Here is a 17,066-nt window from a genome sequence, read left to right as displayed (position 1 = left end):
CTCCGGTACGAACACTCCGAACACTGTGGAGGTCGTAGACGGCGACGGTAGTCACCACCTCTGTTTGTGACGAACCGGCTAGCCATGGCTCCATTCCACTGAACTGCACAATCATCGCCCCTCAAGTAGCCCGCCTGCCATCCGAAGTTGACGCCACGTCATCTCAGCATTGGAGCCGCTCCGGGATTGGGGTATCTCACGAAGCATCCGGGGGGGCAATCACAGTTACCCCATCCCACGTCTCCACTTGATAGAGCAAGAGCGTGTTGCTGGAATCCCAGACCTTGATTGAATCTGGATCCAGGGCGAGAAGTTGAACTCCGGTGGTTTCGCTCCACGGGCCCTCGAAGACGCCGTTTGCAGCATTCTTCAGTACCGGCACTTTGAGCGATGGATCGAAGCCGTACTCAACCTCAACCCGTACCCAGGTAGCTCCACGTTTCGATAGCCAGCGGACAACCATTGACCACCATTCACGCACGCGCTCCTCCGCCGTGTCTGGGTCCAGGTTGATAAACTCGGGGGGCAGATCGCGCTCCTGGAGCGGCACCGTTCTCAGGGACCCGGTTGGGACTATTCCTACCGCAGGGTGCGACAAGAAAGGACATAGGACGTTCACCGTCTCCCCCTCGAGCGAGGCGGCCACAGTCGCCAACTGTTCAGCTCTTTCATCTTTCCCTTACCATTGAACTTGCCTCGCACCAGATGCCAGTGGTCTTTTCCATGGCCTGGTCGATCCAGCTTGAGGTATCTGGTGTTCCCGAGCTTCTGACTCACGTAGCGAGCCCCGACGACCGTATGGTTCGAACTGAATCGGCCATGGACCGACCGGGTCGTCCTCTAGGTCCTGATCCCGGTGACCGCTGCCCTGGCCGCGACTCGTGTGACGGCGCGGGCCGCGATCCCGAGCGCAACGCCACATCCAATACCGGTTGCGCATAGAGCAACGACTCCGACAACAGCGGCGGCCCCAGCTACCCATTTCCAGTTCTTCTTCCACCATGACTTCTGTCCATCGAGGTCGTATTGATTGATGGGGTCTTGGGGGTAAGTGTAAGCGGTGGTGTTGCCGCCGACCACGGGGTCGATGCTGGTGAACAGGCCGGTAGTGGGGTTGTAGAGCCTGGCTCCCATGAGGAGCAGGCCGGTGGTGTCGGTGGCGCGTTCCTTGGCGCCGAGCCACCCGTAGGCCAGCGCCCCCGTGCTGGAGCCACGAGCAACCAGGGGGGTGCCGTACTCGTTGTAGGTGTCCAGGGCGCCAGGGACCTGGACGGGGCCGGTCCCCGGGTGGTGACGACGTTGCCGTGCAGGTCGGCCACCGCTACCGAGACCGCATCGTTGGTGATGGTCACGGCCAGGTCCCCGACGATCGAGGCGGCGTATCGGGTGGTGCTCGTGTCCTTTGTGGTGATGCTGACCCAGCCGGGGTTGTCGGTGGTGTCGGTGTAGTGGCGCACCTGGACCGACTCCTCGCCCTTGACGGGGGTGGTGGTGGGGGTGGCGCGGCGTCCGGCCGGGTCGAGCTCGTAGCCCGTGTTGGTCCCGGCTTGGGTCAAGGAGCGGGCCGCATCGGTGTCGTAGTACCCGATCTCCAGGTCCCCGGCGTCGGCCCCGGCGGGAGTGTCAGTTCCCGGGACGCTGGTCTGGCGCCCGGCGGCGTCGAAGGTGCTCTCGGTGTCGAGGGCCCGGCGCACCTGGCAGGTCAGGCCCGCCCACTGCGGTGCGCTGCCGCGCCATGACCCTCATCGTCCATTGGATTGAGAGCCTCGATCAGACCCGGCGCGAGAGAAACGGCTACAAGGTCGGCGACCGGAGCGACATCCCCGTCGAGACCCGCACCGCCTACGGCAACCGCGCCGCTGACGCACATCAGCTGCCTGATGGGTAGGGGTAGGAAACCGGTCCCGAACAGCGGTTATGCCATAACATGACTTATCGGTGCTCTGGCTGGGGGCCCTTGTCTTGTTCAAGCGAGGGCGAAGTGCATGCAGGGTGCCCTCATGGCATTTAGCCTCCTTCGCGGGCAATCAGTGTTTCCTGTTGGATATCGATCATGCCGTCATCGAGCAGGTCATCTAGCAACTTATCTGAAACCGGGCCAAAGACGTGCCACGTACTTCCGGTAAATGATCGCAGTGCATACTGTCCTTTGCGGAGTGGTGGCACTGTGCGTGCGGAGGGGTCAGACTCCAAGACGTGCCCGTAGTGAACCCAAACCGGTTCCGACTGGTCATTCTCGCGTGCCGATAGCACCATCCAGCTCCCTGAGTGGAGCCTGTGAATCCTTGTGACTCGATGGCCGTCCTCGATCACGTCGAGGCTCGTCATTGCAGCGTCATCGTCTGCTGGAACAGTGGCTCGCCTTCTCATTGGTTCCCCTCTATGTTGTTGCAACGAGCGCAAATGCCCTGTCGATTGAAGGCGGAGTCGTTCCCTCCGTGTAACCGCGGAAAAATATGGTCTAGCTCGACCTGTCGCAAGTTCTTCCTTCCGCCTCTGGTCACTCCGGCCTGGCGGCGGCACGACCATCTGTCGAGGAGTCCCGGGCCGAGTCCGACAGCCTCGCCGCGCAAGCGGTTGAGAGCGCCAGCGCCCTGGGCCTGGCCCGCACCGAGATCACGCGGGTGACCCAGAGCCTCGAGGATGCCCGTGCAGAACTCGGAGAAGTTCGCGCCCAGGCTTCGCGCGGCGAGGTCGAGGGCACCGAGCAGTTATGTGTCGCTCTTGAGGGCGCACGCGCTACACGTGAAGAGCATCCACGGCCGAGAGTGCGAGCGCTCTCGTCGAAGGCGCCATTGCTGGCTTGCGAGAGTCGCTGCACCACCTGTCTGGGACGAGGCTGGCCGACTAGGCTGATCGGAGCGCGATGCACGAACTGGACCAAAACTCTGATTTAACCAGCTCACACGCGGACCGTAGGGGATCGGGCTCCGTATCTGCACCCGGTTCGTGAGTGCTGACAGCCGCTCTTCGCGCTTCTAACCCTGTTCCCTGACGTTCTTGGGAATCATGGAAGGCGGCATGGCTCTGATTCCCACAAACTCAATTCCCAGGAGGACTCCTTTCTTGCTAAAATCCAGTATGACCTCACCGCCTCCTCGAGGGTAAGGCACGATTTTCTGAATGGCCGCTTGCCCCTCTGCTATTTCCTGCAAGCGTATGTAGCCAAGGTTGTATTCTGCTTCCCACGTGACCCAGACCGTGTGCGGTAACTGTTCCAACTCTTCCGTGTCTTCCATGGCTTCTCTCCTTAGCGCCTCGTGACTGTTACTACTTGCTTTTTGAGTTTACGATGACACGTATGAATTTTCCAGTGTAGACCCGGGCTCCCGTGTCCTTGCCGCGAGTCTTTTTTCCACTTCGTATTACGTCGTTAACCATATCGTCACTAACTCTGCATTCACCCCCGGGACCCCTTTGTGCGCTTCGTCTTCTTCCCTCGATGCATGGTCGAGAGTTCTTTCTGCGGCCCTAGATTCATGCCAAGCCAGGCGGACTGACCCGAGACGAACGAAGACCCTGTGGGAGTGTCGGGGTAGCGGCCGTCTATTGGGAGGCGTACTTTGCGATTCCAGCGATAGCTTGTGGCGTTGTGTCGATGCTCGCTCTTCGATGGAAGGGCTCGATAGAAGAGCGTCGCCGACATCTTGGTGACGGAGAGCCCGAGCGTGACTCGTCGAGATCAGGTGTGTGACGGACCGTTCAATCCGACTCGACCCCGCAGCCGACTGACGGCCTCCTCGCGGCAGTTCGGGAGCAACGCCCACTCCGCGGTACCGGACGGGCAGGTGAGGGTGACGATGTGGGCGTCCGGAGCCACGCTCCATGACTCGCGCCCCGATGGTTCGCGGTAGCCGTCCTCGATGTACGTCACGTGCACGACCGTGCGGAAGAAGGTCAACCTCCCCGGCGCGATGGTCCAGGTGCCGTGTTTCCACTCCTTCATCAGCTTCCCGACCGCCCGCAGCTGCTCCAACGCCCGACGATCGGCACGGCGCCGTTGCCATCGGGAACCGATCAGGGATCCGATCAGGGATCCGAGCACCTCTCCGCACATGAGGAAGAGCCTTCCACATGCCCGCGGGGGCCGCAGTCATCCGCGACGGCCGCACACCCGGTCTGGAGCGTCGTCCGCACGGCGCGGGAGGATGGCGCTATGAGACGGTGCCGACTCCACGTGCTGGGAGCCAGCGGGTCCGGGACGACGACCCTTGCTCGGGCGATCGCTGACGCATGGTCCGTCCCGCACGCCGACACGGATGACTACTTCTGGGTCCCCACAGATCCTCCGTACGTCGTGAAGCGGCCCGTCGCCGACCGTCTGGCCCTCATGCGCAGCATGTTCGTCCCGCGGGAGGCGTGGGTGCTGTCCGGGTCGATGCCCGGCTGGGGTGATCCGATCGTCGCGGAGTGCGACGCCGTGGTCTTCCTGACGCTCGACCCGCAGGAGCGGATGCGTCGTCTTGAGGCGCGCGAGGCCTCGCGTCGGGCAGGTGCGGGGTTCGACGAGGTGGCGTGGGAGGCGTTCCTCGAGTGGGCTCGCGGCTACGACGACCCCGCGTTCGAGGGGCGCAGCCGCGCCGGGCACGAGGCGTGGTTGGAGACGCTCGACCAACCCGTGCTCCGGCTCGACAGCGCTGTGCCGACGGGAGAGCTGCGCGACCTGGTTCTCGCGTGGGAACCGGCCGCTCCGACTGCGCCTCGCCCCTAGGCAATCAGCGCGACGGACCCTCGATGTCAGACTGGGTTGACACCGGCCTAGTGTCAGACCAGACTGACACGCATGGATCTGGAGCAGGTGGAGACAGCGGCATCGACGACCGACCCCCGAGAGGGTCTGCGGACCGTCCTGGCGCTGCACCGGCTGGCGGACAGGTTGGAGGACCTCCACGTCGCCAGGGCACGAGAGCAGGGGATGTCGTGGGCCGACATCGCCCTGGAGCTCCAGGTCACGCGCCAGACGGTCCACAAGAAGCACACCCGGCCACGCGGATCTCGGAGATGGAGCAACGATGCTGATGTATGACGACTCGTTCGTCGCGGTGATGACCGCGACCAAGGACGAAGCCACAGCCCTGGGGGCCCGCGACTACGGCTCCGAGCACGTCCTGCTCGGTCTGCTCGCCGCCGACGACGACCTCACGAGGCGCGTCGTCCCCTCGTTCCCCGACCTCACCACGACCGCCGTCCGCAGCGCCGTCCAGGGCTCGCTCGACGACGCGCCCCACCTGGCGCGCCTCGGGCTCGCCACCGCCGACCCGGTTTCACCGGCGGCCACCGGGAAGCCGCCGCGCACCAAGCACACCCCGGAGCTGCAATCGGCCCTCAACCGGGCGACCGCGAAGTGGGGTCGCCTGCGCAAGACGGGTGCCCTCCCCAAGGAGCGGAAGCTCACCAGCGCCGTCCTGTGGCTCGCGGTCCTCGAACCCTCCGCCCGCGCCCCGCGGCTGCTGCACGCCATGGGTATCGACCCCGACGCCGTCCGCACCGCCATCCTCTCCGCGCTCGTGCCCGCGGGTTCCCACGTCCCCGAGTGGCCCACCGAGACACCCGCCGGACCCGTCACCCGGCTCTTCCACCGGCTCTTCGAACGGACCAACATCGCCCGCTGAGACGCACACCGGACGGGTCCGAACGTGTCGTCCGGACGGCCAAGGGTTCAGTCGAGACCCAGCGCGAAGACGACGTCCGTGTACTCGGCCGTCTCCTCGTCGAGGTCGGGTCGCCGGGTCAGGCCACCTCGGGCGGCGGTCCTCTGCGAGGCGACGTTGTCGGCGGTCGTGTAGGCCACGAGCGGGTACTGCTCCCCGCTGTCCCGCCACCAGTTGACGGCGGCGCCCACGAGCTCGCTCGCGATGCCCCGGCCCCACGCCTCGGGAGTTAAGCGGTAGTAGAGGTTGTAGACCTGTCGCCCACGCCACTCGACCAACCGGAGCCCTCCGAAGCCGATGACGGTGCCCGGCTCCCGGCGTTCCTCGACTGCCCAGTAGCCGTGGCCGTCCTCGGCCCAGCTCGCAGCCCACGACCGCGCCAGCTCTACCGCCTGGGTGCTGTCGGTCATCGGGCCGGCGGGGTTGTGCTGGTTTGTGCGCGGGTCGGAATGGATACGCCAGACCGCGTCCGCGTCCCCGGAGACGACGGGGCGCAGGCGGAGGCGGTCAGTCTCGACCACGGGACCTCGAACCACAGGAGATGTTCGGCATCTCAGCGGGTCCCGCCCGGCTCGAGCCTGGCACGCAGCGTCGGCACACCGTCACCGGTGAGGCCCCCGCGCGCGACGGTGCGGCCGGTGATCGCAAGGAGGAGGGTGTCCGCGTCGCCGCGGACGACGGGACCGGTGCCGTGCGCCCACCCGACGTCGTCCGCCTCGAACCGCAACCCGTCCAGGGTGCCCTTGGTGACGAATCCCGGGGCCGGGGTGGTCGTGAGGAACGTCAGCGCCTTGCGCATGCGCTCCTCGGGGACCGCTCGCGTGAGACCTAGGGGCCGACGGATGTCCAGGCCGTGCACGAGGAGGTCCGTGAGCGGCGACTCGGGGCCGCCACCCGGAGGCGTGAACCGCGAGTCGGCCTTCTTCCGCAGGACGGCGACGATCTCCTCGATCGGCCGACGGGCGAGCCGTCGGGTCAGGCGCCGGTTGGCCACGTCGAAGTTGCCCCGGCTCAGCAGCATGGCAACCGCGAACCCTGGCAAGCCCACCTCGAGGGGCACCACGAGGTGCGCGGCGACGTCCCGCACGGACCATCCTTCGCAGAGGCTCTGCACCCTTAGCTGGTCTCCCGTCAGCCCGGACAGCAGGTCGGCGAGCGCCCGACGCTCGTCGGCGATCTCCGCGAAGGTGTCCACGGAGCCATCCTTGCTCACGCGGGGCCCCGCGGGAATGCCTGCGAGTGGCGATCCTCCTCCAGGTGGACGTGGCAGGCCCGGGCGGGAACCTACGGTCGTCTCCGACGACCCACCAGCCGTGCCTCACGGATCCGACGTCGTCCTCAGCCAGTCGCCGGTTCCCGCCCCCCGAGGTTGACCTCATGCCCTTGACCTTCGTCCACCCCGCCGCAGTCCTTCCTCTGATGCGCGGCCCGCTCGTGCCTACCGCCCTCGTGGCGGGTGCGTTGGCGCCTGACCTGCCGTACTTCCTGCGGGCGCTGCGCATCCCGGTGAGCGCCCAGGCGTGGTGGGAGCCGTTCCTCAACGCGACCACCACGCACGCGTGGCCGGGGGCGGTGACCGTCGCGATGCCGCTGGCGCTCGTCCTCTACATCGCGCTGGCGGCGTGCGTACGCCCAGCGCGCTGGGCGCTCCCGGCCACCTCCGAGGCCACCAGGGAGGCTCCGACGCTGCTCTGGGTGGTGTGGGTGGTGCTCTCGCTCGCGCTCGGTGTCTTGACCCACGTGGCCTGGGACTCGTTCACGCACAGCGACGGGTGGTTCGTGGAGAACGTCGCAGCGCTCCGCACCGACGTCGTCGGGTCCCTCACGTGGGCTCGTCTCCTCCAGCACCTGAGCACGGCCCTCGGCCTCGTCGTCCTCGTCGCCTTCGCCTGGCGGCACCGCGGGGAGTGGCTCGTGTCGTCCGACCCGAGGCGTCGCGCACGCTTCGTGCGAGTGGCCGCCGTCCTCGGGGGCGCTGCCGTCGTCGGCGCGGTCGCGGTGGCCCTGGTGCTCCACGACGCGGAATCGGGGGTCGCCCACGTCCTCTCCAGCACGGCGATCGGCGCCGGCCTCGGCGCGGCCGCCGCGGCTGTCGGTCTGTCGTTCCTGTGGTGGGCCGTCCGACCGGACAGGCGGCTCGAGCGCTGATCGACTGGTGCTCGTCACTGCCCGAGGCGGCGACGGATCTCCTTCATCGGCAGCATGAGGTGCATGGGTTCCACGGGGGAAGCGACGAAGTTCCCGTTGGCAAGGTAGAAGTCGCGTGCGGCGTCGTCACGGCAATGGATGAGAAGAGCCGCTGCACCCACCTGTTCGCTCAGTGAGATTGCCCGCTCCATCGCATGCTTGAGGAGTGCCGCGCCGACTCCCTGGCCCTGCGCTGTCGTGTCCACTGCCAGGCGTGCCAGCAGGATGCAGGGCATCTCCTTCGGGCGGTTCTTCTGCATCCGCTCGGGCAGGTCCAGCGTCGTGTAGGCCGACATCGCGACGGCGTAGTAGCCGAGTGCCACACCGTCGCGCACAGTCACATAGGTGACTGCGTTGTTGGCCTGCTGATTCTCGAGAGAGAAGCGGCGGAACCAGTCGTCCAACTCCGGTGCGCCGCTGGTGAAGGCGGTTCGATCATCGTTCTTCGTCAGGCGACGTGGCGGCTCGAGTACTCCGTCGCTCATCGATCCGTCGGGGTGAAGGGCTTGCCGAACGGCGACGGGCGGGACCACAGCTTCTCGAACTTCTCGGTCGACTCGAGGGGCTCGTCGAGCAGCATGAGGAAGGTGTCGTACTGCTCGGCGGTGCCAGTGAACCAGCGACGCTCGGCGAGGATGCGCTCAGCCTGCTCGACGGCCGTCGCCAGGATGAACTCGGTCATGGTCTTGTCAGACGCCGACGCAGCCTGGCGAAGCACCGCTTCCTGGCGCTCCGTCGCGCGGACCTCGATCCGTTGACTCTTCGTCCTGCGGGCGACCGTAGCTTGCCTTGCCATCATGACCTCCAGGGATGTACGGGCATCGTACGTACAACAAGAGGGGCGACGCAATGGTGGTCGCGGAGGCCGGACCACCATTGGCGCCGGGAACGTCCTAGTCTGACCGTCATGCAACCGTTGACGATCCACCGGTACGGCACGCCCGACGCTCCCACCGTGGTGCTGGTGCACGGCCTGACGGAGGCAGGCACGGCGTGGCCGGACCTCGTGGGACGGTGGTGCGACGGGTGGGACATCCACGCCCCCGACCTGCGCGGGCACGGACGGTCCCCCCGGTTCAGGGACGACGAGCTGGAGTCTGCCACCGAGGTGCTCGTCGCCGACGTGGTCGCGCTGGTCGACAGCCTTCCGGGGCCGGTCGCGCTCGTCGGGCACTCGCTGGGCGGTCTGCTCGCGCTGCGCACCGCGCTTGCCAGGCCGGACCGCGTCAGGGGACTCGTCCTCGAGGACCCTGCCGAACCCTCCGGCGACGCTCCCGACCCGGCATTCGTAGCGGCCACCGAGGCGTTCCTCGACTCCATGACTGCTGAGATTCACGACCAGGATCAGACGCGACGCCTCGAGCGGTGGGCCTCGGAAACGGGCTGGTCCCGCGCGGAGGTCGCCGCGTGGGCGGCGTGCAAACCCCTGGTCGACCGTGAGTACGTCCGCCGCGGGTTGTGGCTGGGCGACCAGGGCTGGGGTGAGCTGTTCGACCGGTTGGAGGTCCCGACGCTCGTGGTCGTCCCCGAGGGGTCCGTCATGGCACCGGGACCGGAGGCGTTGCGCAACGACAAGGTCCGGCTCGTCACCGTCCCGGACGCAGGGCACTGCGTCCGCCGTGACCAGCCGGACCGCTATCACGGGGTCGTCGACGCGTTCCTCGAGCAGGCGTCCCAGCCGCAGGCACCCAGGTCCGGGCGATCCGCCCGGACCTGAGCCCGGGCTGCACCGGTCTCAGCGCCAGAGGCGCTGCGTGGCGAGGTCCGCGCCCTGGACGAGCGCGTCGAGCTTGGCGACGGCGATCTGCGGGTGGACGCGCCCACCGAGTCCGCAGTCCGTCGACGCGAGGACGTTCTCCCTGCCCACGCGGGTCGCGAAGCGCTCGATGCGTTCGGCGACGAGCTCCGGGTGCTCGACCACGTTGGTGGCGTGCCCGACGACGCCGGGCAGGATGACCTTGCCGTCGGGGAGCGCCACGTCGTCCCACACGCGGTACTCGTGCTCGTGGCGGACGTTCGCGGCCTCGAACGAGTACGCCCCGGCGTTCACCTTGAGCATGGTGCGGACGATGTCCTTCATGGGCAGGTCCGTGGTGTGCGGGCCGTGCCAGGAGCCCCAGCACAGGTGGAACCGGATGCGGTCCTCGGGCAGGCCGCGCAGGGCGTGGTTGAGGGCCTCGACGCGGACCTCGGTGAACCGCACGTAGTCCTCGACGGTGGGCTCGGGGTTGATCTGGTCCCAGCTCTCCGCGATCGAGGGGTCGTCCACCTGCAGCAGGAGCCCTGCGTCGATGATGGCCGTGTACTCCTCGCGCATGACGTCCGCCCACGCGTAGAGGTGCTCCTCGTCCGTCGCGTAGTGCTCGTTCGCGATGCGTGACGCGCTGCCCGGCGCGAGCGACGTGACGAACCCGTCGGTGAGTCCCGCGGCGTCGAGCGCGGCGCGCAGGTTCGCGACGTCGGACGCGATGGCGTCGTGCCCCGTGTAGGCGAGGGGGCCGGTGCACTTGGGGAACGGCTTGGGGCCGTCGCCCGCGAAGATCCCGCTCGTGGGGTCCGTGTACGCGTCGGCGAACAGCTGCTGGTCGCGGCGGTGCCCGAACCCGGTGATGCGCACGTTCCCGGGCGTGGAGTCACGGGCCTCGGTGACCCACTTCATCTCCGTGTCGAGCTCGAGGCCCGCGGTCCGCTGGAACGAGTACGACCACCACGCCCCGTAGTCCACGGCCGACGTCATGGACTTCCCGTACTCGCCGTCGCCCGGGACGGTGATGCCCAGGTCCTTCTGACGCTGCACCAGGTCGACGACGGCAGCGGTGAGCAGCCGGCCGTGGTCCTGCTCGCCCTCACCGGACTCGCGCGCCTCGTTGGCGGCGATGAGCTCGGGGGTGCGCGGCAGGGAACCGGCGTGGGTGGTCTGGATACGGTCCGTGCTCGTGAGCATCAGAGGTCCTCTCGCGTGTGGGGGTCGCAGGCGTGCCCGACGGCCGGGCGCGAGGCCTCGCACGGCGCGCTGCGAACGTGCCGATCCTCACACGGCGGATCTTCCGGTGATCTCAGCTGCCCGAGTCCTGGACGGGTGAACCCGTGACGTCGAGGCCTGCGGCGAACCGGGCGGCGACCGCGCCGTCCCACTCGAGCTCGGGCGGCAACCGGACCGACAGGTACATGCCGTCGTCGGCGGGCACGTACACGTCGAGCGTCTCCCCCGCCCCCGTCCCGGATGTCTCGTAGACGAGCGTCGTCTCCCCGTCGACGGTGAACGTCCGCGGCGTGCTCGACGCGGGCAGCGCCCCGGCACCCACGAGGCTCGCGACGATCCGCCCCGCAGAGGCCCCGGCACCGGGCCCGGACCCGTCGGCGTCGGCGTCGGCCAGGGTGAGGCTGCCCGCGTCGGAGGACAGCACCCGCCACCCGTCCGGCACCTGGGCGATCGCGAACCCTGCGGGTTGTTCCGCGGTGTAGTCGACGAGGTCGACCGCCGCGGCGGGTCCCACCGTGGACTCCACGGACAGGCCCACCGCGACGGCCACCGCGAGGACACCGACCGCCCTCGTGCCCACCACGCCCCGGCGGCGCCGACGGGCGTGACGCCCACGGAGGACGTCCTCGTCGAGGACCTCCTCCGTGGGGACACCACCGGGGACCGCGGGGTCCGGGTGCGGCGTGTGCTGCGCGGACCGCATCTCGGCCGTGGCCGCGCCCACGAGGGCGCGACGGGCGAACGCCTGACGCTTCTCCGGGCTGCGCAGCCTCGGCCACGCCAGGTACGTCCGCGTGAGCGTCGCCTGCACCACCGTCTCCGCGGTCTCCGGCTCGCCGCCCGTGAGCAGCGCCGCCGTACGCACCAACCGGCGCCGGTTCTGCGCCGTCCATGCCCGGAACTCGTCGTCCGTCGTCATCGGGTCCTCCATCCCTCCATACACTCAAACGCGTGCCGAGGCCGTTTCGTTGAGTGCCGACGACGACCAATCCTGGGATCAGCCGAAGGACGGTTCCGCGGCGTCCGTGACGTCGAGGCCCCCGGCGAACCTCGCGGCGACCTCCGCGTCCCAGCGGAGCTCCGCGGGGAGCTGCACCGACAGGTAACCGCCGTCGTCCTCCACGAAGACCCCGAGAGTCCCGGACGGCTCGTGGTCGGCGCCCAGGAGGTCGTAGACGAGCGTCTCCGCACCGTCCACCACGAAGGTCTGCGGGGTGAGGGACGACGGCAGGGACTCCTCGCCCACGAGGCTCGCGACGATCCGACCCTCGAAGAGGTTCGGGTCCGTCCCCGTGTCGTCGGCGTCGGCCAGCACGAGGTTCCCCGCGTCGGAGGACAGCACGTGCCACCCGTCCGGGACCTCCTCGATGGTGAAGCCCGCCGGCTGCGCGTCCGTGTAGGCGACGAGGTCCACCGCCGCGGCCGGACCCACCGTCGACCCCACGGACACGCCCACCGCGACCACGGCCGCCAGTGCCCCGCCCACACCGGTGCCGACCACGCCGCGACGGCGGCGTCGGGCCTGCCGTCCACGCTGGACGTCGCCGTCGAGCGTCGTAGGGGTGGGGGCGCCGTCGACGTCCGCGGCTGCTCGGTTCATCAGGGTGGTGAGATCGCTCATGACAGGCTCCCGGCGTGCGTAGGGGTGGGGGTGGTGAGGAGGGTGGTGGTGCCCACGGCGGGCATCACCGGGTGGTCGTCGGCGCGGTCGTCCGTCCGCAGCACGGGACCGAGGCGGACCTTGAGCTTGTCCAGGGCCCGAGCCGTCTGGCTCTTCACGGTGCCCTGCGTGCAGCGCAGGGCGCGGGCGGTCTCCGCGACGCTGAGGTCGTGGAAGTAGCGCAGCACCACGGTCGCCCGCATCCGTTCGGGGAGGTCCGCGAGCGCCGAGTACAGCAGCCACGTGTCCTCCGAGACGGGACCGTGCCCGGCCGTCCCGGGCCCTGCGGCCCGCTCGGGGAGCTGGGACCGCAGGTCCTCCCGGGCGCGGCGCGTGGACCGCATCTCGTCGGTGAACGCGTTCACCAGGACGCGTCTGGCGTAGGCGCTGCGGTTCTCCACCCCGCGCAGCCGCGGCCACGCGAGGTACATCTTGGTCAGGGTCGTCTGCACGACGTCCTCGGCGGTGTGCTGGTCGCCGGCGGTGAGCAGGGTCGCGGTGCGGACGAGCAGCCGGCGGTTGTCCGCCGCCCATGCTCGGAACCCGTCGTCCGATCTCATCAGGTCCTCCATCCGTTCGTACCCCCCAGACGCGTCCGGGCGCGCGAACGGTTGCATCATGGCGCGACGAGGCCCGGCGCGACGAGGGCGTTCCGTGGACGCCCGGCGCGGCCCGGCGACGCCCCACGGGTGGTGAGCCGTACCGTTGACCAGGACCGTCGAGAGTGGAGGAGGGACCCGTGGGAGTGCCGGACGTGTGGTCCCTGGTCCGCCCACCGGCGCGCCTCGGGGCGCTGCGCGCCACGGTGGGGTGGACGCTCGCCGTCGCCGGCCCGCCCCTCCTCACGTGGGTGCTCCTCCTCGAGCGAGACGTCCTCGGACTCGCCAGCGACCTCATGTTCTTCTTCACGCTCGTGGTCGTCGCGGCCCTCGTCGGGGGGCTCGTCCCGTCGCTCGTGTGCGCGCTCCTCGCGTCGTCGCTCCTGAACTTCTACTTCACCGAACCCGTCCGCCGCCTCACGGTCGCCGACCCCGAGGACGCCCTCGCGCTCGTCGTGTTCGTCCTCGTGGCGCTCGCGGTCGCGTCCGTCGTGGACCTCGCCGAGCGCCGGTCCGTCCAGGCCCGGGAAGCCCGTGACGAGGCGACGCTCCTCGCCGACCTGTCCCGCGCGGTCCTCACCGGGAAGGACTCCGCGCAGGGCGTCGTCGACGAGATCGCCCGCCGCTTCTCCGCACCCGCAGCCGTGCTCTCCGAGCGGGTGCCCGACGCGGCCGCCGGGGACGGGTGGTCCGTCGTCGCCGTCCACCCCGCCCCCGACCCGGTCGCCCCGACGAGCGGAACCCCGGGGACCGCGCCCGACGGGTCCGACCCCGTCGTCGACACCGGCCGCGTCCGCGTCGCCCTCCCCGGCACCCGCCCCAGCCCCGGCGACGTGCGCGTCCTCGAGGCCTTCGCCGCCCAGGTGGTCCTCGTCCTCGACCGCGAGCGCCTCCGTGAGCGGGCCGGCCGCGCCCGGGAGCTCGAGCAGGGCAACGCCGTGCGGACCGCGATCCTCACCGCGGCGTCCCACGACCTGCGGACCCCGCTCGCGGCCATCCGGGCGGCCGTCGACGGCCTCGCCGGTCCCACCCCCCTCGACGACGCCGACCGGGCGTGGCTCGTGGAGACCATCGAGTCGTCCACAGGGCGCCTGGAGCGCCTCGTCGACAACCTCCTCGACCTGTCCCGCCTGCAGACCGGCGCCGTGCGCCCCACGCTGCGGGCCGTGAGCCTCGACGAGATCCTCCCCGTCGCCCTCGACGGCCTCGACGTCGTCCTCGACCTCCCAGAGTCCCTGCCCCTCGCCCGCACCGACCCCGGGCTCCTCGAGCGCGTCGTCGAGAACCTCGCCACCAACGCCGTCCGCCACGCACCGTCCGGCCGCCCCGCCCAGGTGGTCGCCCGCGCCGTCGAGGACACCCTCGAGGTGCGGGTCGTCGACGACGGCCCAGGCGTCGACCCCCGCGACCACGAACGCATGTTCCGTGCCTTCGAACGCCTCGACGCCGGCGGCGCAGGCGGGTACGCCGGGATGGGCCTCGGGCTCGCCGTCGTCCGAGGCCTCACCGACGCCGTCGACGCCCGCGTCCGCGTCGAGCAGACCCCCGGCGGTGGCCTCACCATGGTCGTCGTCGTCCCCCGCGCCGATACCACCGGCGCAACCCCCTCTCACCCCACGGGCGGGGCCTCATGACCGGGCACCGCGTCCTCGTCGTCGACGACGACCCGCACATCGCCCGCGCCCTCCAGATCAACCTCAAGGCCCGCGGCTGGGACGTCACCACCGCCGCCGACGGCGCCACGGCCCTGCACCTCGCCGAGACCACCCGACCCGACGTCGTCGTCCTCGACCTCGGGCTGCCCGACATGGACGGCCTCGAGGTCATCGGGCTCCTGCGCTCGCGGACGCCCGCCCCGGTGGTGGTCCTCTCCGCACGGCAGCTGGGGGAGGACAAGGTCGACGCCCTGGACCGGGGCGCGGACGACTACGTGACCAAGCCCTTCGGGATGGACGAGCTCGCCGCGCGCCTGCGCGTCGCGGTGCGGCGGGCGGCGCCGGGCCAGGACGCGACGGTCGTGGACGCGGGCGACCTGCGCGTGGACCTCGGTGGCAAGCGGGTGTTCCGCGACGGTGCGGAGGTGCGGCTGACGCCCACGGAGTGGGCGATGCTCGAGGTCCTCGTGCGCAACCGTGGGCGCCTGGTCGCCGGGCCGCAGCTGCTCCACGAGGTGTGGGGGCCGGCGTACCGGACGGAGTCCAACTACCTGCGCGTGTACGCCGCCCAGCTGCGCCGCAAGCTCGAGGCCGACCCCGCCCACCCGGTGCACCTCATCACCCAGCCGGGCCGCGGGTACGTGTTCGAGCCCGGGCCTGCCGGGGATGCCCGGAGCGTCCGGTGACGCCCTACGTGCGCCGTTAAGGATTCGTCAAGATCGGCCTCCAGGAGCGGGAATCCGGGGTCCAGGGGGATCGGCCGGGCTTAGCGTGGCCGTGTTGCAGCCGGCCCATCCGCGGACCGACGCGTCTCGTGGAGCTCGACGCACCATGCAGGATCTCAGGCCCGTCCTCGACCACGCCGTGCGTACGGCGACGGTGACGCTCACCCGTCCGCCCCGCAGGACCCACCAGCCGCAGATGCGGCCCGACGGCACGCCCCGGCCCACCAAGGACCGCGCCGCAGGTGCGTTCCGCCGTCGGCCCGGGAAGCTCGTGGCCCTCGGGTTCGCCGCGGCCATCGGCATCGGCACCCTCCTGCTGCTCCTGCCCGTGTCGAGCGCGGGCCGCGGGGCCACGGTCGTCGAGGCCCTGTTCACGGCCACGTCCGCGGTGTGCGTCACGGGCCTCGTGGTCGTGGACACCGCGACGCACTGGAGCGGGTTCGGGCAGGTGGTCATCCTCCTGCTCATCCAGGTGGGCGGGTTCGGGATCATGACCCTCGCGTCGCTCCTCGGGCTCCTCATCTCCCGCCGCATGGGCCTGCGCACCCGCCTCGTCACGGCGTCCGCGACCCGCAGCGTCGGGCTGGGCGACGTGCGCCGCGTGCTCCTCGCCATCGGCATCATCACGGCCGTCGCGGAGGGGGCGGCCGCCGTGGTCCTCACCGGGCGATACATGGTCACCTACGGCGAACCCCTCGGGAGGGCCACCTGGCTCGGGGTGTTCCACTCGGTGTCCGCGTTCAACAACGCCGGGTTCGCGCTCTACTCCGACGGTCTCATGGGGTTCGTCACCGACCCGTGGATCAGCCTGACCATCGTCGCCGCCGTCGTGGTCGGCGGCATCGGGTTCCCCGTCATCCTCGAGCTGCGGCGCACCGGGTGGACGCCGCGGGCGTGGAGCCTGCACACGAAGATCACGATGCTCATGACCGGGGTCCTCCTCGTCGGGGGAGGGGCGTTCGTCACCGTCGCCGAGTGGAGCAACCCCGCCACCCTCGGCCCGCTCGACGTGCGCGGCAAGCTCCTCGCCGGGTTCTTCCAGGGCGCCATGACCCGCACCGCCGGGTTCAACAGCGTCGACACCGCCGGCATGAACAACGGCACCTGGCTGGGCAGCGACGTCCTCATGTTCATCGGTGGTGGCAGCGGGGGCACCGCCGGCGGCATCAAGGTGACGACGTTCGCGGTGCTCCTCGTCGTCATCTGGGCCGAGCTGCGCGGCGACCCCGACGCCGTCTTCTTCGACCGGCGCATCGCCCCCGCCGCACAACGCCAGGCGCTGTCCGTGGCGCTGCTCAGCGTCGCCGCCGTCATCGTGCCGACCATCGTCATCACGTCCACGTCGCAGTTCAGCCTCGACCAGGTCCTCTACGAGGTGGTGTCCGCGTTCGCCACCGTCGGCCTGTCCACGGGCATCACGGCGGACCTCGCCGACTGGCACCAGATCCTCCTGGTGCTCCTCATGTTCGCCGGGCGTCTCGGGCCCGTCGCCCTCGGCACCGCCCTCGCGCTGCGCGACAAGCAACGCCTCTTCCGCCACCCGGAGAGCGCGCCCATCGTCGGCTGACGCGTTTCGCCCGCCCCGGCGCTCATGACGGACCCGGAC

The 17,066-nt window shown here is 69.7% G+C and carries 22 protein-coding genes; 9 read left to right on the top strand and 13 right to left on the bottom strand.

Translation table 11 applies throughout. The features are described 5' to 3' along the window. Positions 1-196: 196 nt before the first annotated feature. Together JAV76_RS01575 and JAV76_RS15335 are read right to left on the bottom strand one after the other, a co-directional pair. Positions 197-550: a hypothetical protein gene (locus JAV76_RS01575; protein ID WP_198732254.1), complete on the bottom strand. Its 354-nt coding sequence runs from the start codon at positions 548-550 to the stop codon at positions 197-199. 290 nt (positions 551-840) lie between these two features. Then, positions 841-1,254 (bottom strand): RHS repeat-associated core domain-containing protein, encoded by a 414-nt coding sequence (locus JAV76_RS15335; RefSeq protein WP_372402969.1) that lies wholly within the window; start codon positions 1,252-1,254, stop codon positions 841-843. A gap of 481 nt (positions 1,255-1,735) precedes the next feature. Here JAV76_RS15335 and JAV76_RS01565 point away from each other — a divergent pair, with 481 nt between their 5' ends. After that, positions 1,736-1,888, top strand: a complete 153-nt coding sequence (locus JAV76_RS01565; protein WP_198732253.1) for a hypothetical protein — start codon at positions 1,736-1,738, stop codon at positions 1,886-1,888. Between the two features lie 478 nt (positions 1,889-2,366). Here JAV76_RS01565 and JAV76_RS15330 read toward each other — a convergent pair whose 3' ends face one another. The 3 genes from JAV76_RS15330 to JAV76_RS01550 form a co-directional block, all read right to left on the bottom strand. Next, on the bottom strand, positions 2,367-2,504 hold the full coding sequence (locus tag JAV76_RS15330; RefSeq protein WP_372402930.1) for an HNH endonuclease: 138 nt from the start codon (positions 2,502-2,504) through the stop codon (positions 2,367-2,369). A 474-nt stretch (positions 2,505-2,978) separates the two neighbouring features. Then, positions 2,979-3,239 (bottom strand): DUF2283 domain-containing protein, encoded by a 261-nt coding sequence (locus JAV76_RS01555; RefSeq protein WP_198732251.1) that lies wholly within the window; start codon positions 3,237-3,239, stop codon positions 2,979-2,981. 443 nt (positions 3,240-3,682) lie between these two features. Then, a complete protein-coding gene (locus JAV76_RS01550) occupies positions 3,683-4,045 on the bottom strand; it encodes a hypothetical protein (RefSeq protein WP_230401690.1) in 363 nt (120 codons plus the stop codon). A gap of 111 nt (positions 4,046-4,156) precedes the next feature. On the opposite strand from JAV76_RS01550, the gene JAV76_RS01545 reads away from it, so the two are divergent. The 3 genes from JAV76_RS01545 to JAV76_RS01535 all read left to right on the top strand — a co-directional run bounded on the left by JAV76_RS01545 (position 4,157) and on the right by JAV76_RS01535 (position 5,612). After that, entirely contained in the window at positions 4,157-4,711 is a 555-nt protein-coding gene (locus tag JAV76_RS01545) for a P-loop NTPase family protein (RefSeq protein ID WP_198732249.1), read from the top strand. A gap of 72 nt (positions 4,712-4,783) precedes the next feature. After that, positions 4,784-5,026, top strand: a complete 243-nt coding sequence (locus tag JAV76_RS01540) for a helix-turn-helix domain-containing protein (RefSeq protein ID WP_198732248.1) — start codon at positions 4,784-4,786, stop codon at positions 5,024-5,026. Next, entirely contained in the window at positions 5,013-5,612 is a 600-nt protein-coding gene (locus JAV76_RS01535) for a Clp protease N-terminal domain-containing protein (RefSeq protein WP_198732247.1), read from the top strand. The genes JAV76_RS01540 and JAV76_RS01535 overlap by 14 nt, the downstream gene beginning before the upstream one ends. Positions 5,613-5,659: 47 nt before the next feature. Here the strand turns inward: JAV76_RS01535 and JAV76_RS01530 are convergent, their stop codons facing one another. Both JAV76_RS01530 and JAV76_RS01525 read right to left on the bottom strand, forming a co-directional pair. Then, the gene (locus JAV76_RS01530) at positions 5,660-6,172 is read right to left on the bottom strand and encodes a GNAT family N-acetyltransferase (protein ID WP_198732246.1); all 513 of its coding nucleotides are present in this window, start codon (positions 6,170-6,172) and stop codon (positions 5,660-5,662) included. Positions 6,173-6,204: 32 nt separating this feature from the next. After that, on the bottom strand, positions 6,205-6,846 hold the full coding sequence (locus JAV76_RS01525; RefSeq protein WP_198732245.1) for a maleylpyruvate isomerase family mycothiol-dependent enzyme: 642 nt from the start codon (positions 6,844-6,846) through the stop codon (positions 6,205-6,207). 182 nt (positions 6,847-7,028) lie between these two features. Here JAV76_RS01525 and JAV76_RS01520 point away from each other — a divergent pair, with 182 nt between their 5' ends. Beyond that, positions 7,029-7,799: a DUF4184 family protein gene (locus tag JAV76_RS01520; protein ID WP_230401689.1), complete on the top strand. Its 771-nt coding sequence runs from the start codon at positions 7,029-7,031 to the stop codon at positions 7,797-7,799. A 14-nt stretch (positions 7,800-7,813) separates the two neighbouring features. Here the strand turns inward: JAV76_RS01520 and JAV76_RS01515 are convergent, their stop codons facing one another. After that, entirely contained in the window at positions 7,814-8,323 is a 510-nt protein-coding gene (locus tag JAV76_RS01515) for a GNAT family N-acetyltransferase (protein WP_198732244.1), read from the bottom strand. After that, positions 8,320-8,634 (bottom strand): type II toxin-antitoxin system TacA family antitoxin, encoded by a 315-nt coding sequence (locus tag JAV76_RS01510; RefSeq protein WP_198732243.1) that lies wholly within the window; start codon positions 8,632-8,634, stop codon positions 8,320-8,322. The genes JAV76_RS01515 and JAV76_RS01510 overlap by 4 nt, the downstream gene beginning before the upstream one ends. A gap of 111 nt (positions 8,635-8,745) precedes the next feature. Between JAV76_RS01510 and JAV76_RS01505 the strand changes: the two genes are divergently transcribed. After that, positions 8,746-9,555: an alpha/beta fold hydrolase gene (locus JAV76_RS01505; protein ID WP_198732242.1), complete on the top strand. Its 810-nt coding sequence runs from the start codon at positions 8,746-8,748 to the stop codon at positions 9,553-9,555. A gap of 18 nt (positions 9,556-9,573) precedes the next feature. Here JAV76_RS01505 and JAV76_RS01500 read toward each other — a convergent pair whose 3' ends face one another. From JAV76_RS01500 to JAV76_RS01485, 4 genes are all read right to left on the bottom strand, one after another. Continuing rightward, entirely contained in the window at positions 9,574-10,782 is a 1,209-nt protein-coding gene (locus JAV76_RS01500) for a cobalamin-independent methionine synthase II family protein (RefSeq protein WP_198732241.1), read from the bottom strand. A gap of 112 nt (positions 10,783-10,894) precedes the next feature. After that, positions 10,895-11,740, bottom strand: a complete 846-nt coding sequence (locus JAV76_RS01495) for a SigE family RNA polymerase sigma factor (RefSeq protein WP_198732240.1) — start codon at positions 11,738-11,740, stop codon at positions 10,895-10,897. A 78-nt stretch (positions 11,741-11,818) separates the two neighbouring features. Continuing rightward, a complete protein-coding gene (locus tag JAV76_RS01490) occupies positions 11,819-12,442 on the bottom strand; it encodes a hypothetical protein (RefSeq protein WP_198732239.1) in 624 nt (207 codons plus the stop codon). After that, positions 12,439-13,041: a SigE family RNA polymerase sigma factor gene (locus tag JAV76_RS01485; protein ID WP_198732238.1), complete on the bottom strand. Its 603-nt coding sequence runs from the start codon at positions 13,039-13,041 to the stop codon at positions 12,439-12,441. The genes JAV76_RS01490 and JAV76_RS01485 overlap by 4 nt, the downstream gene beginning before the upstream one ends. 179 nt (positions 13,042-13,220) lie before the next feature. On the opposite strand from JAV76_RS01485, the gene JAV76_RS01480 reads away from it, so the two are divergent. The 3 genes from JAV76_RS01480 (at position 13,221) to JAV76_RS01470 (ending at position 17,027) form a co-directional block, all read left to right on the top strand. Then, positions 13,221-14,714: a sensor histidine kinase gene (locus tag JAV76_RS01480; protein WP_198732237.1), complete on the top strand. Its 1,494-nt coding sequence runs from the start codon at positions 13,221-13,223 to the stop codon at positions 14,712-14,714. Beyond that, a complete protein-coding gene (locus JAV76_RS01475) occupies positions 14,711-15,421 on the top strand; it encodes a response regulator (protein ID WP_198732236.1) in 711 nt (236 codons plus the stop codon). Before JAV76_RS01480 ends, JAV76_RS01475 begins: the two co-directional genes overlap by 4 nt. A 145-nt stretch (positions 15,422-15,566) precedes the next feature. Beyond that, positions 15,567-17,027 (top strand): TrkH family potassium uptake protein, encoded by a 1,461-nt coding sequence (locus tag JAV76_RS01470; protein WP_230401688.1) that lies wholly within the window; start codon positions 15,567-15,569, stop codon positions 17,025-17,027. Positions 17,028-17,066: the final 39 nt, after the last annotated feature.

Origin of the sequence: Sanguibacter suaedae (genome assembly GCF_016342785.1) — a bacterium.
GTDB classification, from domain to species: domain Bacteria; phylum Actinomycetota; class Actinomycetes; order Actinomycetales; family Cellulomonadaceae; genus Sanguibacter; species Sanguibacter suaedae.
This window is presented reverse-complemented; position numbering and strand designations above follow the sequence as displayed.